The following is a 23466-nucleotide window of genomic DNA, read 5'->3' as shown; positions in this document are numbered from 1 at the left end:
AGGATTTTTAAAATTAATAGCGAATTGTGTTCTAGAGCATAATTTAAAGATGGTGATGAAATTGGCTGGGAAGATACCTGAAGAAGTGATTGAGCAGATTCGAACGCAATCGGATATTGTGGATGTCATTAGCGAATATATGCAACTCACAAAGCGAGGGCGCAACTGGTTTGGTCTCTGTCCATTTCATGGTGAACAAACACCTTCCTTTTCTGTATCTACAGATAAGCAAATTTTTCATTGCTTTGGCTGTGGTGCAGGTGGTAACGCCATTACTTTTGTCATGGACATTGAAAGTGTTTCGTTTCCTGAAGCTGTTGTAAAGCTTGGTGAACGAGTGGGCATACATTTTGACATTCAGCCTAGTATCCCAGAATTTACAAAAACAGTATCTAAAGCAGAAGAGCGTATGAAAGAAGCACATGCTTTTGCGGCAGATTTTTTCCAGCATTTACTACTCAACACAGAAGATGGGGAAGAAGCGTTAAATTATTTGCTAGAAAGAGGATTTACGAGGGAACTTATCGAATCTAATAGCATTGGATGGTCGCTCCAAAGCTTTGATGCTCTCACAATGCTACTTGAAAGAAAAGGTTATAACTTACAAGAAATAGCGGAAAGTGGATTGATCATTAAGCGTGAAGGAGAAGAACGATATTTTGATCGTTTTAGAGGACGTATTATGTTTCCTATTCGTGATGAAAATGGCAAGATAATTGCTTTTTCAGGGCGAATATTATCGTCAACAGGGGAAGAGGCGAAATATTTAAATAGTCCAGAATCACCTATTTTTCATAAGAGTGAGGTGCTATATAACCTAGACAAGGCACGAACCTCGATTCGTAAAAATCGTCAAGTACTATTGATGGAAGGTTTTATGGATGTGTTAGCAGCTAGTTCAGTTGGTGTGACAAATGCCGTAGCAACAATGGGGACTTCGCTAACAAACCAGCATATCACAAAGCTAAAGCGCTTAGTTGAGCAGGTTACGATTTGCTATGATGGTGATAATGCTGGGTTTGATGCGGCGAAACGAGCGGCAGAATTACTGCAAGCTGAACGCATGAATGTCAATATTGCGGTTTTACCAGACAAACAAGACCCTGATGAGTATATTCGGAGTCAAGGTGGTCAAGCCTTTAAGGAACAAATCCTTGAAAAGCCGCATGCGTATATTGCTTTCATGATGATGCATGCTAGAAGAGGTAAAAATTTTCAATTCGAAAATGATACGCTTCAATATATACAAGAAGTGCTTGAACAGCTTGCGGGCAGGTCTTCGCCAGTTGAAAGAGATTTGTATATAAGGCAGCTATCAAATGAAACGAATATTTCGGAAGAAGCAATTTATGCTCAATTTCGAAAGTTAGAGGCAGGCAAGGAGCGCTCGGTGAGAACTGACGTGCCAAAAGAAGCATTGCCGTCGATGCCAGTCACGCAACAACAAAAGCCTATGGACGCAGCAGAACGTGCAGAACGTTTATTACTGGCACATATGCTTCATAATATAGATGTAGTGGACAGGGTATTACGTAGCGAGCAGAAAGAGCCTTTTGTACGAGATGCTTATATGGCTGTTTTTGTTCGATTAGTTGGATTTTATGAAGAATTCGGGCATCCCGACTATCAGCGCTTCGTTGAAGTACTTGATGACCCTGAATTACGCAAGATTGTCATGGAAGCGTCTTTAGTAGAGCGTGATCCTGATCAGAAAGAAGCTGAGATTACAGACTCTTTGCGTCAGCTTCAAAAATATCGTATTGAACAAGAAATAAATAAAAAGATGCATGAGTCGAAGGAAGCGGAGAAGATGCACGAGTATGGACGTGCTCTTGAAATCGCCCAACAGATTATTCATTTAAGAAAATCGTTATCGGCGATTTAACCCGATTCGGTTGTTTAGAAGGAGGAAGGTTTATGGCGGACAAGTCTGAACGTTCAAAAGAGGTAGAAGTAGAAATTACACTAGATGAGGCAAAAAAATTAATACAAGAAAAGGCGAAATCAGACGGCGAAATTTCAATGAAAGAAATTGCTGAGAAATTAAGCCCTTATGAATTGGAGAATGAGGAAGTTTTCCATTTTGCTGAAGATCTTGAAAAAAATAAAGATATTCAAATTATTGGTAAAGAAGAGTTCGAAGAAGAAAGCTTGATGAAAGAAGAAGCAAGCGAAGAAACTTTCGACTTAAACGACTTAAGTGTACCACCAGGTGTTAAAATTAATGACCCTGTCCGTATGTATTTAAAAGAAATCGGCCGTGTTGACTTACTTTCAGCAGATCAAGAAATTAAATTGGCTGAACGTATTGAGCAAGGCGATGAAGAAGCGCGTAAACGTTTAGCAGAAGCAAACTTACGTCTAGTAGTATCGATTGCCAAACGCTACGTTGGACGTGGGATGTTATTCCTTGACTTAATCCAAGAAGGGAATATGGGTCTTATTAAGGCAGTTGAGAAATTCGACTACCGTAAAGGCTTTAAATTCTCTACGTATGCTACTTGGTGGATTCGTCAAGCGATTACACGTGCAATTGCTGACCAAGCGCGTACAATCCGTATTCCTGTGCATATGGTTGAAACAATTAACAAATTAATTCGTGTACAACGTCAATTATTACAAGATTTAGGTCGTGAGCCATCTCCAGAGGAAATTGGGGAAGAAATGGACTTAACGCCAGAAAAAGTACGCGAAATTTTAAAAATCGCACAAGAACCAGTATCTCTTGAAACACCAATCGGGGAAGAAGACGATTCACACTTAGGAGACTTCATTGAAGACTCAGAAGCGCAATCACCTTCTGATCATGCGGCATATGAGTTATTAAAAGAGCAATTAGAAGATGTATTAGATACGTTAACAGACCGTGAAGAAAATGTACTTCGATTACGTTTCGGTTTAGATGATGGCCGTACACGTACATTAGAAGAAGTGGGGAAAGTGTTTGGCGTTACTCGTGAACGTATTCGTCAAATCGAAGCGAAAGCATTAAGAAAATTACGCCACCCTTCTCGCAGCAAACGTTTAAAAGACTTCTTAGAATAAAAAGCAAAATATACCTTTATTTGAAGACATATCAGACTGTAGACAAACTCACATAATTTTGAGTTTATCTACAGTCTTTTTTCGTGACCATAAAAAAATACTTAATTAGAACGTGTCATAAGTTTGATTTTTGATACTTTATACAGATGTCCTTTTATATACCGTGAGATAAAATTGTAGTACAACCATTATTAAACAAGGTTTGGAGAATGCCTTATGACAAATCCACGGAAAAAAATTATATTAAATGAGATTCTTTTTTGGAAGCAAAATAAACTATTACCAGAACATTATTGTGATTTTTTAGCGACGCTCTATTCGGAAGGGAATGACATCGAGGAGTTAGAAGAAGCACATCATAAGCGTGCAGTTCTGCCTGTTGAAAAACGCAAAATGCTAATTGTAGCAATCAGTATATTTATAGGTATTGTTGCCCTATTAGCTGTCTATTTCACGGTACCATCCCTCACATTAATTTTAACGATTATTGTTGCCATAGCGGCCATTGCTCTATTTGTAAAGGCATATCAAACTGCGAGGGAGAGCGGCTTGTTAGCTCCTGTATTTCATGTCTTTGCTGCAATTTTATTATTTAGTGCATCAATTCAAGTTTGTATGACGTATTTTACCGGCAATAATATAGCACTATTTAGCTTGATTGCCGCCAACTGTATAGTATGGTTATGGTCTGGTATTAAAATGAAACTACTCTATTTCACGGTTTCGGGAGTTATAGGTTTGGTCGTACTGATCGGATATTATGTCGTGAATTTAATGTAATGAAAACCCTTTTTTGCGGACTCTACATTCGTGAAAAGGGTTTTTTATAGAAAAATACGGATATAGTTGTTTTAAAGTGAAACGATATTTACTAGATGGAACAATAAGAAAAATGGTAGATACTTTATTGAAAGTCCAATAATTGGTTATATCAAGAGATATTTTTTGGAATTGCTGAGTAAATGTCGAAATTGTTACAAACAAAGGAAAACTTAGCGAATAGGGCTTTTCGTTTCTTATGTAATGCAGTACAATATTAGATGTTGACTGATTCTATATTATCATAGAAGTAGATTTGAAAATGAGGAGGGGAAACAAATGAAAAATAATCCAATCGTTCCTTACATCTTAATTATGGCATTTGGTATTGGCTTAATTTTCTTCATGTCTTTAGAAGGCGCTGGTAACAAGAAGGATATTGCAGCTGAAGCTGAAGGCGGTGGTGAAACTACAGAAACAACTGATGATGGTTCTGCTGTAGTACAATCTTGTATCAGCTGTCACGGTGGTGACTTAACGGGTGCTGTAGGTCCAAACTTACACGGCTTAGAGCCTGATCATATCGTTGACGTATTAGTAAACGGTATTGAAGGTACGCTAATGACACCAGGTATGAAAAGTGAAGCTGAAGCAAAAGAAATCGCTGAGTACATTTCAACTTTAGAATAATTTCTTACAGGAGGCTGTGTTAAAAGTGTTTAAGTACACTTTTGACACAGCCCTTGTTATGTAAATAAAGCGTTTGCAAAGGAATGGCACGCATGGCTTTTCCTTGTACATAAAACGGAGATGCCTCAAGTACTATTTTGAAGTATCTCCATTTGTTTTTTCCTACAACATCATACATACTAGAGTTGACTATATTTAAGGTAGGCGGTAAAAATATGAATGCTCAAAAATTATCAAAACGACTTGAAACAGTTGCTAAATTTGTCCCGACAGGTGCGGTTGTAGCCGATATAGGCAGTGACCACGCTTATTTGCCATGTTACTTAATTCATAAAGGGGTAGCAACACGTGCAGTAGCAGGTGAAGTGGTAAAAGGTCCTTTTGAATCTGCAGTAGGACAAGTGAAAAAAGAAGGATTAACTGAGAAGATTACGGTGCGATTAGCGGATGGACTAGCAGCGGTGGAAGCAGCTGATAAAGTAGATACGGTAACAATTGCTGGTATGGGTGGTCCACTCATCGTATCGATTTTAGAAAAACATCCTGAAAGTTTACACAATGTTACGCGTCTTATATTACAACCGAATATACATGCGAAAGTTATTCGTGAGTGGGCGCTAGCTAATAACTGGGCGATTCAAGATGAAGCCATTCTTGAAGAAGATGAAAAAATCTATGAAATCGTCGTTTTACAACGTGGTGCGATGAAATTAACTGAAGCAGAGATATTATTTGGTCCAAAATTAATGCTGCGCAAAGAATCGGCATTCGTACAAAAATGGACACGAGAAAAACAAAATTGGCAACGTGTATTACAGTCGATTGAAGGGGCAGAACAAACTGTTGAAATCGATGCAAAACGTGCGGAGTTAACACATCTTCTGAACTTAGTAGAAGGGGTGCTTTAATATGAAAGTCGTCAATGGACAAGAGGTCATTCAATTATTTGAAACATGGTCTCCAAAAAAATTAGCCTGTATGGATAATGATCCGATTGGACTTGCTATTGGAACATTGAATAAGCAAATTACAAAGGTATTAGTGACGCTTGATGTCAATGAGGCCGTAGTAGATGAAGCGATTGCAAATGGCTGTGAACTTATTATTGCACATCATCCACCAATTTTTCGTAAGCTAGCCAATATTCGCACAGATAATCCCGCTGGAAAGCTGTATGAAAAGCTTATTAAACACGACATTGCAGTCTATGCAGCACATACAAATTTAGATGTAGCTGAAGGCGGAGTCAATGATTTACTAGCTGATGCATTGCAGTTAGAGAATCGTTCAATCTTAGAGGAAACATATGCAGAAGATGTCTTAAAATTAGCCGTATTTGTACCAACTGCTCATGCAGAAAGCTTGCGTGAGGGGCTTGCAAAGGCAGGAGCAGGTCGTATTGGTGCATATGAGGCTTGTAGCTATACAACGACTGGAGAAGGCCGTTTCCGTGCTCTTAACGGCGCTAATCCTCATGTCGGTGCTATCGGTGAATTACATGTTGAACAAGAAGTGAAAGTAGAAGTAGTACTACCGGCTTCTAGTAAAAACAAGGTCTTAAAAGCAATGCTAAATGCACATCCGTACGAGGAACCTGCATATGACTTTATTCGATTAGAGCAACAAACGAATATTATGGGATTAGGTCGAGTAGGCTATTTACCACAAGAAATGACTTTACGTGAATTTGCAAAGTTTGCAAAGACGCAGCTGGATGTGCCAGCAGTGCGAGTTGTTGGTGATTTGAATTCCACAGTGAAAAAGGTTGCGCTTGTTGGTGGTGATGGTAATAAATATATTTATACAGCTAAGCGTGCTGGAGCAGATGTCTTTTTAACAGGGGATATGTATTTCCATACTGCACAGGACGCTCAAGCGATTGGCTTGCAAATTGTGGATCCTGGTCATCATGTTGAGAAGGTTATGATTGCAGGGGTAGCGAAAAAAATGACTGCATTATGTACGGAAAAAAAATATGCGGTTGAATTTGTGCAATCAGAGGTGCATACAGAGCCGTTTTTATTTGTCTAGAGAGGTGAATTTGTGTGGGAAATGCAAGACCTGCTGGCAACGCTGCCGGTAAACTATGGCTTGTTATCGGTCTGATGATTGCTGTGTTCGGCATAGGGATGACACTGATGACCAATAATATGAACGACAAAAGAGTCGATGAAATGACGCAACAGTGTGAGCAGGATGGCGGCGAGGCAATAGTCTCAAAGGAAAAAAGCTTCCTATCCACAAGCTATAAATTTGATTGTAAACAATAAAAAGGGGGCTGTGACAAGCGATTGTCACAGCCATTTTTAGTTTTGGGGTATGAACAAATTCAAAAAATAATACATACCGAGTAAGCAAGAGCTAATGGAAATTCATATACTGTTATAGGCAATCATGAATCTAACATTATTTGAGTAGTGTATGAAGAAATTGAAGAACAAACCATACATTTGGCAGTACAAATAGCACGTAGAGATAAATAAAATAATTGAGGCAATACATTTAACACAACTGAAAAGATCAGTAGATTCAAAAATGCCTATTATCTTTAATGGATAAGGAGGGATTAGATATGGAGAATTTCGGTTGGTTTTTACAAGGGTTACTTGCGATAGTATTTTTAATGGCTGGACTAGGTAAATTAATTGGGACTGACATGCATAAAAATAATTTCAATCATTGGCGGCTCCCGCAATGGTTCCGAGGAGTGACGGGACTTGTAGAAACAGCGGCTGCTGTGTTACTGATTGTTGGTTTTTGGCAATATACAGCGCTATTAGCTGGTGCCTGGCTTATTGTAGCGACAGGTTTTGGCGGTGTTATCACACATATCCGTGTGAAGGATAGTTTGAAAGATACACTACCGATTGCTGTACTAGGAATACTGGCAATTATTTTACTGGTCATTGCTACTGGTTAATACATTGATAGAAATATAGAAGTAAACAAAATTATAAAATAAGCCATGATGTAAAGTTGTGGCTTATTTTTATGTTGTAATGAATGAAAGATGGTCATTTCCGCTACGGCTAATCGCTTACCTACGGGCGAGGATCGAGCCGCTTCCTCCGAGTTGCTCGCCTGTCTCGCTTTTCCCGTGGGAGTCGAGTAGCCCTCTACTACAATCTATAAAAGTGTCATTATTCATACAGAAAATTTTTATTGGAAGGTCCTAATCAACAGGACTGTTGTTTTAACACATCTATGAACTTATTGATTGGAGCAATAGCACGTCATAGACTATTGTATCTAGTGTTTAGTACTGCGTTTTTTGGGGTAAATGCTTTAATAGGCTTTCAACAAGATACATTTTCGGTAGTAGTATCCAAAATCTTGTACAGATTTTGGTGTAGATACATTTTTATGATCATATTTTTTTGTATTTGGAGTCTTAATTAATTGACAACAATATTGATAATGTGTTAAATTTATCTCGAATTCAAGATAATATTCAATGCTTATGTGAATTCTTTTTCTTGTTTCATTGAAACAAATAATAGCATGGAGAGTGAACTGCAGTCGCTACATGCTAAATTTTTTAACTATTATCTCGATTTCGAGATAATATCTTAAAAAAGAATATTTTAATAAAAAGATGTGCATGGTATTAATATGCATAACGAGGAGGATTCACTTTTAAGGTGTATTCCTAAACGTGTAGCATGTTGAAAAGAGGAAGAGGTAAAAAAAATGAGCTTTTTTAAAAAACTATTCGGTTCGAATACGAACGAAGAACAATTAGGAGGAAATAAAATGTTAAAAATCGGTATTATTTTAGGAAGTACACGTGAAGGTCGAGTAAGTCCGCAAGTCGGTCAATGGGTTAAGGAAATAGCTGATAAACGCGGTGACGCTGAATATGAAATTATTGATATTGCAGATTTTAAATTACCACTATTAGGCGAGCCAGGTGGAGATGCTTCTGGTGCAGCTGAGTGGTCAAAAAGAGTAGCAGCATGTGACGGTTTCGTATTTATTGTGCAAGAATATAATCATTCAATTACAGGCGCACTTAAAAATGCATTAGATTACTTACGCGAAGAATGGAACAACAAAGCTGCTGGTATCGTATCATATGGTTCAGTTGGTGGGGCAAGAGCTGCTGAGCATTTACGTGGTATTCTTGGTGAATTATTAGTAGCGGATGTTCGTGTACATCCTGCATTGTCATTATTTACAGACTTCGAGAACGGCACAGATTTCAAACCAAAAGAAGTGCAAGCAGATTCAGTAAATCAAATGTTAGATCAAGTGATTCCTTGGTCAACAGCATTAAAAACAATTCGCTAAATATATATGGCAATATATGTATAGACACTGCATATATTGCCTTTTTTTATGTAAAAATTATTAATGAAGTAGTATCCTCGCAAGGTAAATGTGAGAAAAGAGGAGTATTATCGGACAGTGATAATGACAACAAGGAAGAGAATAAAGTTATTGAAAAGACAATAGAAAGTAAAAAACTCGGAGAAAATGGGTTGTTGGTTGTAATGGTTTTCTATTTGGTTATTTGACATAGTTTTGAGGAATCCATTTCGACATTTTATTAGTTTTTTTAGAAGAGTACTGTATAGAGATTACATAAGGGAAGCAAATAATTTAGTTGAAGTAAAAGATTGTAAATATTGTTAAAATTGATTGTTTTAAGAAACCTTATTCATTTTAAATCGTATATTCTATTATTAGTATTAATATAGTCAATCATTACATACGAAATAGGAGTGGTGAATTTGGTGCAGAAAAAAGAGAAGAACGAATTATGGGAATGGCTAAAAGCAGTGGGGATTGCAGCAATATTTGCAATGGGAATGCGCTATTTCATATTTAGCCCTGTGATGGTAGATGGTGCTTCCATGATGCCGACGTTTGAAGATGGAGATAAAGTAATCGTCAATAAAATCGGACCAAAAATAGCTGATTACAAGCGCTTTGATGTAGTTGTATTTGAGGTTGCAGAAAATAAACATTACATTAAACGTATTATTGGTTTACCAGGTGATAACATTACTTATAAAGATGATGTGTTATTCGTAAATGGAGATGCTTACGAAGAGCCGTATTTAGCAACATTCAAAGAAGCTTTGGTTGATACAGGTGATTTTACGTATGATTTCACTTTAGAAGAGCAATTAGGTGAAATGACAGTACCGGAAGGACACTTTTTTGTATTAGGTGATAATCGTCGAAACAGTATCGATAGCCGAGAATCTGCTGTAGGTTTTATCGATGAAAATAAAGTATTAGGAACAGCCGACTTTGTGATTTGGCCTTTTCAGAATCTAGGTGGAATTAAGGACAAATAAAGCAGGATTTTTGGTGATTTTTATTAAAAATAGGTTCATCATCAAAAAAGTTAAATACTTAGAAGATATTGACAAAAGTTTTTTGATTCGTTATAGTGAGTATCAATTTCAAAAAGAATTTTTATCTGCAATGATAAGGACATGAGTTTTGATGAACGATTGATAGAGAGGGAGGCCTAGGCTGGGAGCTTCCTAATGCTGCTTCATGACTTACTACCTTTGAGCCGTGCTTGGAAACTTGCACCGTTTTATGCCACGTTATAGCATAGTCAATGAGTCATTAGTTCATCTAGTGAGAATTTGGGTGGAACCACGGGTAATCAACACATACTCGTCCCTTTTTGGGGCGGATATGTGTTTTTTTATTTTATAAAAAAGGAGATTAGAACATGTCAAATCAAGAAATCAGCATTCAGTTGCCGAATGGAAAACAACAAGTATATGTAAAAGGTGTAACACTAACCGATATTGCACAAACAATCAGTCCTAGCTTACGTAAAAAAGCGATTGTTGGAAGTATAAACGGAACCTTTGTTGATTTGACGCGCCCGTTATTCGAAGATGCACAAATCTCACTATTTGATGCTAGCACTAGGGAAGGAATAGAGGTTATTCGACATTCTACAGCTCATCTTTTAGCGCAGGCCTTAAAACGACTGTATCCAAATGCTCAATTTGGAGTAGGGCCAGTCATTGACAATGGATTTTATTATGACATTGAATTAGAACACTCGCTTTCTCAAAGTGATTTACAACAAATTGAAAAGATTATGAAGAAAATCGCTCAAGAAAATATACAAATTATTCGAAAAGAAGTATCACGTCAAGAGGCGAAACAGTTATTTTCTCATGATCCATTAAAGCTTGAACTGCTTGAAGATATACCTGAAAATGAAATCGTGACTGTGTATGAGCAAGGAGACTTCTATGATTTATGTCGAGGTCCACATGTACCATCTACAAGCAAGTTACAGCATTTTAAATTAATGCATGTCTCGGGGGCTTATTGGCGAGGGGACAGTAATAATCAAATGCTTCAGCGAATTTATGGTGTGGCATTTGCAACGAAAGAAGAGTTGCAGGATTATTTTATTTTCTTAGAGGAAGCGGAAAAACGTAATCATCGTAAGTTAGGAAAAGAGCTTGACTTATTTATGTTTTCAGAAGAAGCACCGGGTATGCCGTTTTATTTAGCAAACGGCCAGATCATTCGTAATGAGTTGGAATCATTTTTGCGTAACCTTCAAACTAAATATGACTATAAAGAAGTTCGGACACCGCTAATGATGAACCAGCGCTTGTGGGAGCAATCAGGGCATTGGGACCATTACAAGGACAATATGTATTTTACGCAGGTAGACGAGCAACGTTTTGCATTGAAGCCAATGAACTGTCCAGGACATATGTTGATGTTCAAAAATGAGCTGCATTCTTACAGAGATTTACCGATTAGAATGGCGGAGTTTGGTCAGGTACACCGACATGAGTTTAGCGGTGCATTGAATGGACTTCTGCGTGTTCGTACGTTTTGCCAAGATGATGCGCATATTTTTGTGACACCGCAGCAAATAGAAGATGAAATTGTGCTCGCTTTGAAGATTATAGACCATGTATATCAAGTGTTTGGGTTTGACTATGAAATAGAATTATCGACTCGTCCAGATGATTTTATGGGGTCACTTGAGTTGTGGAATAAAGCAGAATCAGCTTTAGAAAACGTGCTGAACACTTTGGGGTACCCTTACAAGATTAATGAAGGGGATGGGGCATTTTATGGACCGAAGATCGATATTCATATTAAAGACGCAATTAAACGAAGTCATCAATGTGCAACAGTACAATTGGATTTCCAACTTCCGGAAAAATTCGATTTAACATATATTAATGAGCAAAATGAAAAAGTACGACCGGTTGTTATTCATCGAGCGGTATTTGGCTCCATCGATCGCTTCTTAGGGATTTTAATCGAGCATTTTAGCGGGGCTTTCCCAACATGGTTAGCACCAATTCAAGTTAAGGTAATTGGCGTATCCAATAATCCTCATCATGAATATGTTCAACACGTTATGACTTCTTTACAACAAGCACATATTCGAGTAGAAAATGATGATCGAAATGAAAAGATGGGCTATAAAATCCGAGAAGCGCAGATGAAAAAAATACCATATATTTTAGTGCTGGGGGATAAAGAACGGGACAGCCAAAGTGTGTCGATTCGAAAATATGGCCAACAAACTTTATTTGAAATGCCTTTAGAACAATTTATCGAGGAGTTAAGAGAAGAAATTAGTCAGAAAAACCTTTGATTATCGAAAGGATAAATGATGAATGTCCTGATTTTTCAGAAATTATATGGATAGTAATTCAAGGTATTAATACCCATCTAACTTTAATGAAACAGATTGTTAATGAACTGACCGTAAAAGTTAGACATCATTCTAACTTTTACGGGGCGGTTCAAAAACAAAACGTTTCTCGATCTGCTTTTTTAGTTTCAGTTATTTTTAATAATTTTTGGACAGCTCATTATTTTAACATTGTGTAAACAATCAATTGTCCATAGTTTTATGGCATCGTTGCTTTCAAAATAAATGTATTAGCTATACCTGTAGTCGCTGATTTCTCTTTACCTACAACAACTAAATGGTCTTTATAGTTAAAGAGAAAATAACCTTCACCGTCTATACTATATGTTTTCGTTGGGGTAAAGCTTTCATAGTCGTATACATAAATTCTTTTCGCAATGGCTAGATAAAATTGCGATAAGTCGTTATTAAAGGTGATAGCAGTAAACTTTGTGTTTAAATCAGTAACAAAATGCATATTCGTTGATTGTAATCGACTTGAGACGAATATTGTGCCCGCATAGTTAAAGATATATTTGCCATCAGGAGTAATTGTCATAGTTGTTGAAAGATCGTAATCTCCATGATATGGAGAATCATACCCTTTTGCTAAAACACCATTATTAATAGGGAATACTTCTATATCTCGTGGGCTAATATCAGAGTCAACAGCGTAAATTCTATCTTTGTTCGGATGAAGGACAAGAGCACTTTCTTGTCTAATAAGTTGTGACGATACTTCAAGGCCAGTTTCTTTACTAAAGCTCTTTATAAACGTCCATTGTCCAGAACCTGATGAAACGTAAAAATAATGATCATCTGCAACTACACCATAAGGATCGATGTTAATATCAAATACCTTTTTTATTTTCAATGTAGAAGGATCTACGATGGCAACGGCTCCTTCTTGTGTCTCTTCCTGCCAGGAGGAGCTATGTTCACCTTTTAATAAGGTAATGTAAAGCTCACCATTCTGATAAAAGATTTTTTCCGCAGGAAGATTGAATGGTATTTTTTTGATGTTTTTTGTCTCGTGGTTAATAGAGATCAGTTCACCGTATCTATTAATACCATAGACAACTGGGAATTCTGGGTCATGTACTGCATCAATGAATTGATCGGAGAGCGTTTGTTTTGTTCCTTTGAGTGGCTCTAGATCAATTGGCTTCGGAGGTTTGACTCCTAGAGTTTCATCATCCCAGTCTTCCTCATCGTCAAATTCAAAAACAGGCATGTCGATAAATTTTTCTGTTTGAATCTTGTTAAAGTTTAGGTGCTTATAATCTTCCATATATTCAATGACATAATCAGATGAAATGGCGAAATTAATTCCTTCAAAGTCAAATGTTTTAATTCCCAGGACAAAGCCTTTGTTATTAATCAGCGGACCGCCCGAGCTATCATCAGTAATTGTAGCTGTAGTTTGTATTGTTTTTACATCACCAAACTCGTCTTCCAGAATCTGAGTTCCTGATATGATACCAGTTGAAATGGTATTCTCCACACCAAATCCACTGCTCATTGATACTACTTTTTCGCCAGTCTTCACGGAATTAAAGTTAGTCAGTGGTAAGGATGGATAGCCTAATTTTTTTGTTGGCTTGAGGAGGGCTATATCTAAGTAGTCATCGTAAGCTACTACGCCTTCAAGTTTTATCTCTTCTCCACTTTCTGTAATGGCAATAGCGCTAGCCCCTCCGCTAATCACATGAAAGCTAGTTGCGATTAATTGATTGGCTACAATAAATCCACTTCCTAGTGAAATGAGCTCATCATTTTCATCATACAGTTCAATTCCAACAACACTTTGTGCACTATTGGCAAGTTTCTCTGTGCTTAGTGTAGACATACCATTTGGTTTGAAATCTTCGTTTAGAAGACGAGCCATGAATGCAGCAAAATGTGCTCTTGTTAATGTTGTATTTGGACGAAAAGTACCGTCAGCATAACCAGTAGTGATGTTGTGGGCAGCTAATGTTTGGATATATGGAAGTCTCATATCCTTAGCACTAACATCTTTAAAATTGGAGTGGTATGTGCCTTTTAATTTATAAGCATTTACGAGAATAATGGCCATCTGCCCTCTAGTTAGTTGACCGAATGGATCAAATGTCCCGTCGCTTTTACCGGAAATAATGCCAAGTTGCGCTGCTTTAGCAATTTCGTTATATCCATAGCTCCCAGGGTGTACATCTTTGAACTTGGGGTTGGGAGCATCCCCAGTACGAATCCCCAATTCTCGGATAATCATTTGGACGGCTTGAAGTCGTTTTATTGAATCATTTGGCCCGAAATTTCCATTTTGATACCCATTTATAACGCCACTGTCAGCAAGAAAAACAATTTCATTACGGTAGTTCGTTATATCTGGAAAAAGTGTTCTTCCTTCTGCTTTATTATTTGGAAATAACAATTGGCTCGAAATTAAAAGCAAAATAATAATGAATATCTTAGATGACTTATACAAAAAAATTTTCTCCTCTCTATGTATCAGGTAAATACTACTTGATTTTAGGAGAATTTACATGGTGTAATTATTGGAAGTATAGGAAATGGTGGGAGTATAAAAAAGCCACCTCTATTTTGAGGTGGCCAAAAGTGTTATTTCTGTAAAATTTCACAAACACGACCAACTTGTCCATCTGTAAGGCGAACTTTAATGCCGTGTGGATGGCGAGCCGAATTTGTCAGTAAATCTTTGACGACGCCACGAGTTTTGATGCCTGTGCGTTGGTCTTTTTTTAGAATGATGTTGACCTCAAGACCTGGGTGAATATCTTTTCGATTTTGTCCGTTCATATTAAATGCCTCACATCTATTAGAATGATTTGTATTATAGCACAAAAATGAAGTTAGTTCTTAAAAGCAAACAGCGATTGGTAAAGTGCTGCTAGTAATCCAACGAAAAGGGTGTCATCAGATTCAAATAGCTTATAGGTGATGCCTTGTTGTTGAAGGCCATCTTGAACCAAGCATGCACTGGCAATTTTATTGTCATTACAATACAAAAATGCTGTGGAAGTAAAATCTTTTTCAAAACGAAAAATGAAATCGTCCATTGTAAAAGAATAAGAGGACTCTAATAATTGAACGGTTTTTCGCTGAATCGGTATGGTTGTTCCATCTGGCATTATTAGTAGATGACTAGCCCCCTTCGTAAGTAGTGTAGATTGCACTTGAAAAAGTGGGTCACCTAGTGTCGTCCGTGTTTCATAGCGTTGTGGCAGCGAATCTTGTGTAGCAATAAGTAACGCAGTGTTGAATATCTTACCAATTGATGAACGTTCAACTTTTTGCAACACGCAAACAGCCTGGTTTTGTTCATTTAGAATTGGAATATTTGAAAATTTGTCCAGTAATTTAGGATATGTAAGTGTAAAAGTAGCCAATAAAAAACCTCCAATCTACTTATTCTATACGAGTAAGGTAGACTGGAGGTTTCACTATTTTTAGTTTACTGTGGCTTCACCCGCAAGTGCACGTTTTTCTTGCTCAGTGTCGAACTCGTTTTCCATTTTAGAAACAACAACAGTCGCTACACCATTACCGATTAAGTTTGTCACGGCTCGCGCCTCTGACATGAAGCGGTCAACACCAATTAGTAACGCAATCCCTTCGACAGGAATCATTGGGAATGCAGCAATTGTTGCAGCAAGCGTGATGAATCCTGAGCCCGTTACACCGGCAGCTCCTTTAGATGTCAGCATCAAAATCGCAAGTAAAGTGATTTGTTGCCAAATATCTAAGTCAACACCGTATGCTTGAGCGATGAAAATGGCTGCCATTGATAAGTAAATCGACGTACCATCTAAATTAAAAGAATATCCTGTAGGAACAACTAGACCGACAACTTGTTTCGAGCAACCATAGTTTTCTAATTTACGCATCATAGAAGGCAGCGCAGATTCAGATGAAGATGTCCCTATGACAATGAAAATCTCATCTTTAATATACTTAATAAACGATGAAATTTTAAAGCCGAACATTCGGGTAATTGTACCGATAATGAACACGATGAAAATAAACATTGTAATATAAACGGATAACATTAAGAAACCTAAGTTACCTAGTGATTTTAAGCCAAAGTTTCCGATTGTATAACTCATCGCCCCAAATGCACCGATTGGGGAAACTTTCATGACCATATTGACAATCTTGAAGAATATATCTGCTACTTGTTCGAAAAATCTTATGACAGGTTTGGCTGGTTCACCAATAGCAGCTGCAGCTATACCGAATAATATGGCAGAAAATAATACCGGTAATAGTTCACCATTTGCTAGTGCACCAACAACGTTATCGGGGATGATTTGCATAATAAACGCACCAAAACCATGCTCTGCCTCAGCAGCTTGTTGTGTATATTGAGACACATCTGCACCATTTGCAGCACCCGTATCGAAGCCTTCTCCAGGTTTCACAATATTAACAACGAGTAAGCCGATTGCAAGTGCAAAAGTAGAGACAATTTCGAAATAGATTAATGCTTTGCCCCCGATTTTACCAACCTTTTTAACATCTCCCATACTACCAATCCCGATTACAACGGTTAAAAAGATAATAGGAGCAATTAACATTTTGATTAATTTAATGAAAATATCAGCTAATATTTTTAGGCTTGCTCCGAATTCAGGGAACATAGCGCCGACAATGATACCAAGCACGATAGCGATGAGCACTTGTACAGTTAAATTTTTAAAATTGATGCGCATAAAATTCTCCCCTTTAAATGAGTTTGATTATATATTTGTGAACGCTTTCATGTGAACAGGATAACGGAAATTTTCCAACAATAGTATTTTTGGCCGAAAAGGTTCTATTGTTCATTTTGTTCATTTTTGATTGAGTAATCGATAAAACCATTTATACCAATGGTTTAGGGTTGTTTTATAAAAGGAGGTTTAGTTGAGTCTTTGTTATAGTACAAAAGAAAAAATCCTCACACGAGGTGAGGATTTTATCATAAATGCCAAAAGTTTTTAAGGTGAAACAATTTTTTGAATTTGTTCTAATATTTTTTCATCATCAACATTTGCGTAGTAATAATCATAAACTGGTACTAATTTTTCTTTAAAGCGAGCACGTTCCTTTGCACTCATCTTATAAATTTCAAAGTTATCTAATTGCTGTAGCTTACGTAAATCTTTTTCATTCATTAACACAGCTTGCTCAAATTGCCAGTCTGTCGTTTCCTTCATAGCTTCTGTAATTTGTTTTTGAATCTTTGAAGGAAGTGATTGCCAAAATTTTTCGTTCATTAAAACAGAATAACCTAAGATTCCATGCTTCGTTAACGTCATATGTTGCTGAACCTTATAGAAGCCCTTCGAGTAAATATTAGAAGCAGTATTTTCTTGTGCCTCTATGGCATGTTTTTCTAAGTCGCTAAAAACCTCACTAAAAGATATAGGTACTGGTATTGCACCGACCGTTTCAAATTGTTTTTCAAGTGTTTTACTAGGCATCGTACGTACACGTAAACCTTGTAAATTTTCAAAAGTGTGAATTGGTAAATCAGCTGATGTTAAATGCTTGAAACCATTATGCCAAAAGCCAAGCCCCTTTACTTGATAAGGTTCTAGTTCCGCTAGCAATTGTTCACCGATAGACCCTGTAAGTACATCGTGTACTTCTTCATCTGTATTAAATAAGTAAGGTAAATCGAGCACTTGCCATTTAGGTAAATATGTAGTCATTTTGGAAAAGGTGGGGATGATCATTTCGACATCACCATTTTGTAATGCTTTAAATTCATTTTCGTCATTGTAAAATGAGGCATTTGGATAGACATGTACCTTTACTTCACCGTCTGTTTTTTCTTCGACAAGCTCAGCGAATTTATTTGCGGCGAGCCCTTTTGGTGTATTTTCCGCTACGACATGACTTAAATGGATCGTAATCTGTGTATCTAATCCTTTTTGTTCGTCGTCGTAGGGGAGTGGTTTTGCAAATAATAGACCTTGCTGAATACCAATACCAATTGTCAGTAAGAGTACAGATAATATTGAGCCAATAATAAATTTTTTCATTTTTCACACCCAATTGTTAGTAATTTCTTTTGTTTTTGTTATTCTAACATATGAAGTGCGTTAAAATATAGTAAGAGGGAGGCTGTGATTTTGAAATTTCAGAAGTTAACGATGAAGGGGAAAATCATGTCTCTTACTTTTTTTATCCTCATTTTCTCTTTCAGTATCGGTGGAACGTTCTTGTTAGGTTTTGTGATCAATGATCAAAAAGAAAAACTAAGTGATCAGGCATTGCTAGTTGCTAAAACTGTATCGCAATTACCTGAAGTAAAAGCATATATTTCGAATGATAATTTTGATTTGGCAACAAGACACATCAATCCTGTAGTCGATGAAATCCGCGATATAAACGGGGCACAGTATATCGTGGTGCTGGATATGGAACGACGGAAATATTCGCATCCTAATACCGCAGAGATTGGCGAGACTTCACAATCGGGAGACCTAAATGCTGCATTTTCTGAGCATTATTACACATCGATTGCGCGTGGAGACCAAGGGGATATGGTGCGAGCTTTTGTGCCAGTTATGGGGGAACACGGTAAGCAAATAGGTGTCGTAGTTGCGGGCTATAATGTATTGACTATAGGTGAGTTACTGAAGTCCATTCAAAAAGAAATGTTGATAACAATCTTACTGTCATTACTATTTAGTGCATGGGGTGCTAATACGTTAGGGCGCCATATGAAGAAGCAAATGTTTGGGTTAGAGCCACATGAAATTGCAAAAATGTATGTGGAACGCACAGAAACATTTAACGCTATGCATGAAGGAATTATTGCGATTGATAAAGATCTTAAGATTACGATTTTTAATGAAAAAGCATGTGAGATTTTATGCGTAACAGAGCGTCCTTCAACGCTCATCGGTAAGAAAATCTCTGATGTATTGCCAGATACGCGTTTGCCAGAAATATTAGAGCTTGATCAGCCAATTTATAACCGAGAGTTGTATATCAATGCACATAGCATTATGAGCAATCGAATTCCAATTGAAGTAAATGGTGAAACCGTTGGTGCTGTTGCAATGTTTAAGGACCGTACTGAAGTGAAAAAGTTAGCTGAGGAATTAACCGGCGTTAAAGCGTTTGTACAGGCACTGCGTGTACAAACACATGAACATAAAAATAAGTTACATACAATTGCAGGGTTATTACAACTGGGACATCATGAGCAGGCACTAACTTATTTAACACAAGTGAAGGAAGAGCATGATGAAGTTACAAACTTCTTAAATGAACGTATTAAAAATGAAAATATTTCAGGGCTATTACTTAGTAAAATCTCTTATGCGAAGGAGCAGGGGATTACGCTTGAAATTGACCGAGCGAGTCGTCTCACAACGTTTCCAGTCAATTTGGATCATCATGATTTTGTAATTTTGTTTGGAAATTTAATCGAAAATGCCTTTGATGCACTGCGCGATATGCCGATTGAAGAAAAAGTAGTACATGTATCGGTAGACGAGGACGATGATGTCCTCGCTATTTTAGTATCAGATAATGGCATTGGTATGAGTGAGGATGTTAAGTCGCGTATTTTTAGTAACGGCTATTCTACAAAAGATAAAAAAAATCGGGGTATTGGGCTGTATTTAATAAAAGAAATCGTGAATAAAGGGCATGGTGACATAGAAGTGATTAGTGAGCCGAATAAAGGGACAAGCTTTTTACTTACATTCTATTTGTAAAGGAGTCAGACGGTGGAACATTTACGAGTCTTATTAATAGAAGATGATCCAATGGTGCGAGAGGTCAATCGGCTATTTATCGAAAAGGTAGCGGGTTTTGAAGTGGTAGGACAGGCCTCAAATGGCGTAGATGGTTTAGCGCAAATCGGTATTCTGAAACCAGATTTAGTGTTTATGGACATTTTTATGCCAGAACAAGATGGGATCATGAGCTTGCATAAAATACGAGAGCTGAAGTTGCCAGTCGATGTCATTACAGTTACTGCAGCGAATGATATGAAAACGGTGCAGGAAATTTTACATCTTGGTGTATTTGATTATATTATGAAGCCTTTTTCGTTTGAACGTGTGCAGGGGACACTTGAAAACTATGCGCGCTTTAAGAGGCGTATGCAAAAGGAGCAACAACTGACACAAGTTGAGCTTGATCAGTTATTTCATTATCATGATGCGCATGTTAAGGCTAATCAAGAAACAGCGACCAAGCAACTTAAGGATTTACCGAAGGGTTTTAATCGAGCTACGCTTGAAAAAGTTGTTCATTATCTACAGTCAGTGGAAGGTGCTTCAGCAGAAGAAGTGGCCAGTGGTGTGGGCATAGCCCGTGTGACTGCAAGACGATATTTAGATTATTTGGAGAAACAAGCGGAAATTACGATGGATGTGCATTATGGTGGAATAGGGCGTCCAGTAAATTATTATTTTAGTAAATAAGAAAAATCCTGATGGCCGTTAACGGACAATCAGGATTTTTTAGTCATAATGTTATATGCAATCTTCTAACCTTCGAGGCTATTTGTAAGGCATGATTTTTTCAACAGGTTTAGGTGCTTTGATTTTCGGTAAGATTTTGTCCAGTGTTACCGTACGATTGATAACATATGTGGATTCATCATTTTCATCGAATTGCTCTAAGAACGAAATAACTTCTTTAACAATCGGGGTTGGTGTTGAAGCACCAGCTGTAACAGCGACTGTTTCAATTCCTTTTAACCACTCAGTTTTAAGTTCCGATACGTCTGCGATTCGGTAAGAAGGTGTGCCAGCAACTTCAACGGACACTTGTGTTAAACGATTGGAGTTGTTTGATTTTGGATCACCAACAACAATCAATAAATCAGCTTCACCGGCTTGTTTGGCAACTGCTTCTTGTCGTACTTGCGTTGCTAAGCAAATCTCTTTATGCACTTCTATTTGTGGGAACTTCTCTTTTAAACTATCCATTAAATGGGCAACGTCCCACTGACTCATAGTAGTCTGGTTCGTTACAAGTAATTTATCATTCTTTAAGTCTAAGGCATCGATATCTGCTGAAGATTGTACTAAATGGACGTGATCTGGCGCAACGCCAATCGCACCTTCTGGTTCAGGATGTCCTTTTTTTCCGATATAAATAATATCGTAGCCTTCTGCTGATTTTTCTGCAATTAAATCATGAGTCACTGTAACGTCAGGGCAAGTCGCATCAATGGATACTAAGCCTTTACGTTTGGCAATTTCACGAATTTCAGGTGAAACACCATGGGCTGTGAAAATGACCGTACCCTCTTCAACTTGTTCGATAATTTCTAAGCGGTTTTCACCGTCTAATGTAATGATTCCATCTTCCTCAAAGGCATCTGTGACATGTTTGTTGTGTACAATCATTCCTAAAATATAGATAGGTCTTGGTAAAGATTTATCAAGTGCAGCATTGCGTGCAATAACCATCGCATCAACAACGCCGTAACAATAGCCACGTGGATTAATTTTTAGTACTTGCATGTTGTGACTCCTTTCAAGCTTACGTACCATCATTATAACGGACAGGCACCATGAATACAAAGAAACGTTCAGTCAATTACGCTTGGCGTTTTTAAATTATGCTTTTGACAACAATATGTAGTTATTAATCTTAGTTCTACTAAGTGACTTCTGAAGGTAGTCTGAGAATTGTAGTTATCCCGTTACTTGTAGAAGTAACGGGATTCATTAACTTACATAGGTGGTTGGAAAATACGTGGTTTTGAAGGGACGGGGTCTCGCGGTATCGATGACGTGTTTGGAGTGGATGAACGATTGCTGCTTCGTGGTCTTGGACTATCACTGGCTCCTGCATCAGCAGCTACAGCGGCGGCCCCTGCTCCTGCACCAGCAGCGGGGAGCCCTTGGAATCCTTTGTATAATTTAAAGAGAGATGGGATGTTTTTCATCATTGGCATCGCTTGTTGAATATAAGGGGTGTACGTTTTAGCAGAGTTAAATAAGCTATCGGCTGATTGCAAAAATGATGCGATTTTTGATGGTGGTTGTACTGCTGCCCCTGCAGCTACTGCAGCACCGGGTATTTGCCCGCCCATAGCGCCTAAAGCGTTGGGTATCTGCCCACCCATAGCGCCTAAGCCGCCGGGCATTTGCCCACTCATAGCGCCTAAACCACCGGGCATTTGTCCAGCCATAGCGCCTAAACCACCGGGCATTTGTAAGCCACTTGGGATTCGTGGTTGGAAAGGAAATCTACCAGGAGGCATAAAAGATTGTGGTGACATCGGCATTTGTGGTGGCATTTGCATCGGCATCTGCATGGGCATTTGCATCGGCATTTGCATCGGCATACGCATTGCTCCGGGATACATTTGAAACGGATTATTTTGTCGAAATACCATGTTGTTCTCCTTTCGTCGTAAGTTTGTCATTCACGACAGTCTTGATTATAAATATGATATGCAGATGCATATGTTAGCGTTCTGCAAACACAATGAAACAAATCATTTGAAATATACACTTTTCCGTTTGAATACCTAGCTATACATGGTGATACACCTCACTTAAAACCAATTTTCAACACGTAGTTTTAAGTGGGATTTTTTCTTTCAAGTCGCCAAAACATGTGATTGATGTATCTTTTATTTTATGTTGTAATGTCCTGTAAAGTTCCTTCGACCATTCAAGTGGTTCATTAAACATGTCATGGTAATTAAAGTTGCCCAGTTAATTGCTTAAACAATTACTATCCGTTTTTTGGTATTGTTATTAAAGGTAAATGTATTTTCTACATATAAAGGGAGTTGTGAAAGTGATGAGTAATATTGCTAAAGCGTTTCCGGTACCTTATTATGCGGTTATTTTTGCATCGGAGCGTACTGATGGTGACAATGGATATGGTGTAATGGCGTCAAAGATGGATGAATTAGCAAAGCAACAAAAAGGTTTTTTAGGAGCTGAAAGTGCGAGAGATTCAGATTTGGGGATTACTGTGTCTTATTGGGAGACAATTGAAGATATCGCTGCTTGGAAAGCGAATGCTGCACATCAAATCGCTCAACAACGTGGGCAGGAGGAATGGTACAGTCGATACTCCTTACGCGTATGTAAAGTAGAACGAGACCATGTTTTTGAAATGTAAGAATGCATTATATAAATTTTACTAGACTACTCAGTAATGGATAGTTTTTATGGTATTGGGATATAATTTGTCCAAATACTCTTTTTCATTGCATTAAATCGCTATTTGAAGTAAGTTTGTTAAGGATAAAAAGTATATTATAATAATTATTAGTGTTTATCGAACGTAAACATACTTAAATATACGATTCATGGTACAATAGGTAAGATGTTAGGAGG

General features: G+C 37.6%; 22 protein-coding genes. 15 read left to right on the top strand and 7 right to left on the bottom strand.

What is annotated here, in order from left to right; genetic code table 11:
• The first annotated feature begins 49 nt into the window (after positions 1 to 49).
• From dnaG to ACIQZG_RS00210, 12 genes are all read left to right on the top strand, one after another.
• Positions 50 to 1885, top strand: a complete 1836-nt coding sequence (dnaG, locus tag ACIQZG_RS00265) for a DNA primase (protein WP_402753586.1) — start codon at positions 50 to 52, stop codon at positions 1883 to 1885.
• A gap of 32 nt (positions 1886 to 1917) precedes the next feature.
• The gene (rpoD, locus tag ACIQZG_RS00260; protein WP_402753156.1) at positions 1918 to 3045 is read left to right on the top strand and encodes an RNA polymerase sigma factor RpoD; all 1128 of its coding nucleotides are present in this window, start codon (positions 1918 to 1920) and stop codon (positions 3043 to 3045) included.
• Positions 3046 to 3261: 216 nt separating this feature from the next.
• Positions 3262 to 3825 (top strand): hypothetical protein, encoded by a 564-nt coding sequence (locus ACIQZG_RS00255; protein ID WP_402753155.1) that lies wholly within the window; start codon positions 3262 to 3264, stop codon positions 3823 to 3825.
• Positions 3826 to 4143: 318 nt separating this feature from the next.
• Positions 4144 to 4494: a c-type cytochrome gene (locus tag ACIQZG_RS00250; protein ID WP_402753154.1), complete on the top strand. Its 351-nt coding sequence runs from the start codon at positions 4144 to 4146 to the stop codon at positions 4492 to 4494.
• A gap of 215 nt (positions 4495 to 4709) precedes the next feature.
• Entirely contained in the window at positions 4710 to 5402 is a 693-nt protein-coding gene (locus ACIQZG_RS00245; protein WP_402753153.1) for a tRNA (adenine(22)-N(1))-methyltransferase, read from the top strand.
• A gap of 1 nt (position 5403) precedes the next feature.
• The gene (locus ACIQZG_RS00240) at positions 5404 to 6525 is read left to right on the top strand and encodes a Nif3-like dinuclear metal center hexameric protein (RefSeq protein ID WP_402753152.1); all 1122 of its coding nucleotides are present in this window, start codon (positions 5404 to 5406) and stop codon (positions 6523 to 6525) included.
• A 14-nt stretch (positions 6526 to 6539) separates the two neighbouring features.
• Positions 6540 to 6764: a hypothetical protein gene (locus ACIQZG_RS00235; protein WP_402753151.1), complete on the top strand. Its 225-nt coding sequence runs from the start codon at positions 6540 to 6542 to the stop codon at positions 6762 to 6764.
• A gap of 302 nt (positions 6765 to 7066) precedes the next feature.
• Positions 7067 to 7414, top strand: coding sequence for a DoxX family protein (locus tag ACIQZG_RS00230; protein WP_402753150.1), 348 nt, complete (start codon positions 7067 to 7069; stop codon positions 7412 to 7414).
• Between the two features lie 770 nt (positions 7415 to 8184).
• A complete protein-coding gene (locus ACIQZG_RS00225; protein ID WP_402753149.1) occupies positions 8185 to 8784 on the top strand; it encodes an NADPH-dependent FMN reductase in 600 nt (199 codons plus the stop codon).
• 443 nt (positions 8785 to 9227) lie between these two features.
• Positions 9228 to 9800, top strand: coding sequence for a signal peptidase I (gene lepB / locus ACIQZG_RS00220; RefSeq protein ID WP_402753148.1), 573 nt, complete (start codon positions 9228 to 9230; stop codon positions 9798 to 9800).
• 389 nt (positions 9801 to 10189) lie between these two features.
• Positions 10190 to 12106: a threonine--tRNA ligase gene (gene thrS / locus ACIQZG_RS00215; protein ID WP_402753147.1), complete on the top strand. Its 1917-nt coding sequence runs from the start codon at positions 10190 to 10192 to the stop codon at positions 12104 to 12106.
• A complete protein-coding gene (locus ACIQZG_RS00210; RefSeq protein ID WP_402753146.1) occupies positions 12103 to 12345 on the top strand; it encodes a hypothetical protein in 243 nt (80 codons plus the stop codon). The genes thrS and ACIQZG_RS00210 overlap by 4 nt, the downstream gene beginning before the upstream one ends.
• Before the next feature lie 20 nt (positions 12346 to 12365).
• Here ACIQZG_RS00210 and ACIQZG_RS00205 read toward each other — a convergent pair whose 3' ends face one another.
• The 5 genes from ACIQZG_RS00205 to ACIQZG_RS00185 all read right to left on the bottom strand — a co-directional run bounded on the left by ACIQZG_RS00205 (position 12366) and on the right by ACIQZG_RS00185 (position 18174).
• Positions 12366 to 14612: an S-layer homology domain-containing protein gene (locus ACIQZG_RS00205; RefSeq protein ID WP_402753145.1), complete on the bottom strand. Its 2247-nt coding sequence runs from the start codon at positions 14610 to 14612 to the stop codon at positions 12366 to 12368.
• Positions 14613 to 14746: 134 nt separating this feature from the next.
• Entirely contained in the window at positions 14747 to 14944 is a 198-nt protein-coding gene (locus ACIQZG_RS00200; protein ID WP_402753144.1) for a YwbE family protein, read from the bottom strand.
• A 53-nt stretch (positions 14945 to 14997) separates the two neighbouring features.
• On the bottom strand, positions 14998 to 15534 hold the full coding sequence (locus ACIQZG_RS00195) for a tubby C-terminal domain-like protein (protein WP_402753143.1): 537 nt from the start codon (positions 15532 to 15534) through the stop codon (positions 14998 to 15000).
• 60 nt (positions 15535 to 15594) lie between these two features.
• Positions 15595 to 16857 (bottom strand): dicarboxylate/amino acid:cation symporter, encoded by a 1263-nt coding sequence (locus ACIQZG_RS00190; RefSeq protein WP_402753142.1) that lies wholly within the window; start codon positions 16855 to 16857, stop codon positions 15595 to 15597.
• Positions 16858 to 17124: 267 nt separating this feature from the next.
• On the bottom strand, positions 17125 to 18174 hold the full coding sequence (locus ACIQZG_RS00185; RefSeq protein WP_402753141.1) for a TRAP transporter substrate-binding protein: 1050 nt from the start codon (positions 18172 to 18174) through the stop codon (positions 17125 to 17127).
• A 111-nt stretch (positions 18175 to 18285) separates the two neighbouring features.
• On the opposite strand from ACIQZG_RS00185, the gene ACIQZG_RS00180 reads away from it, so the two are divergent.
• Positions 18286 to 19863: an ATP-binding protein gene (locus tag ACIQZG_RS00180; RefSeq protein WP_402753585.1), complete on the top strand. Its 1578-nt coding sequence runs from the start codon at positions 18286 to 18288 to the stop codon at positions 19861 to 19863.
• A 12-nt stretch (positions 19864 to 19875) separates the two neighbouring features.
• Complete coding sequence (locus ACIQZG_RS00175; RefSeq protein WP_402753140.1) at positions 19876 to 20577, top strand: response regulator; 702 nt, start codon at positions 19876 to 19878, stop codon at positions 20575 to 20577.
• Between the two features lie 78 nt (positions 20578 to 20655).
• Here the strand turns inward: ACIQZG_RS00175 and ACIQZG_RS00170 are convergent, their stop codons facing one another.
• Together ACIQZG_RS00170 and vrrA are read right to left on the bottom strand one after the other, a co-directional pair.
• Positions 20656 to 21627: a 4-hydroxy-3-methylbut-2-enyl diphosphate reductase gene (locus tag ACIQZG_RS00170; protein WP_402753139.1), complete on the bottom strand. Its 972-nt coding sequence runs from the start codon at positions 21625 to 21627 to the stop codon at positions 20656 to 20658.
• A 212-nt stretch (positions 21628 to 21839) separates the two neighbouring features.
• The gene (gene vrrA, locus ACIQZG_RS00165; RefSeq protein WP_402753138.1) at positions 21840 to 22508 is read right to left on the bottom strand and encodes a VrrA/YqfQ family protein; all 669 of its coding nucleotides are present in this window, start codon (positions 22506 to 22508) and stop codon (positions 21840 to 21842) included.
• Between the two features lie 413 nt (positions 22509 to 22921).
• Between vrrA and ACIQZG_RS00160 the strand changes: the two genes are divergently transcribed.
• The gene (locus tag ACIQZG_RS00160; protein ID WP_402753137.1) at positions 22922 to 23248 is read left to right on the top strand and encodes an antibiotic biosynthesis monooxygenase family protein; all 327 of its coding nucleotides are present in this window, start codon (positions 22922 to 22924) and stop codon (positions 23246 to 23248) included.
• Positions 23249 to 23466: the final 218 nt, after the last annotated feature.

Origin of the sequence: Lysinibacillus sp. NPDC096418, assembly GCF_044762775.1 — a bacterium.
Lineage (GTDB): Bacteria > Bacillota > Bacilli > Bacillales_A > Planococcaceae > Lysinibacillus.
This window is presented reverse-complemented; position numbering and strand designations above follow the sequence as displayed.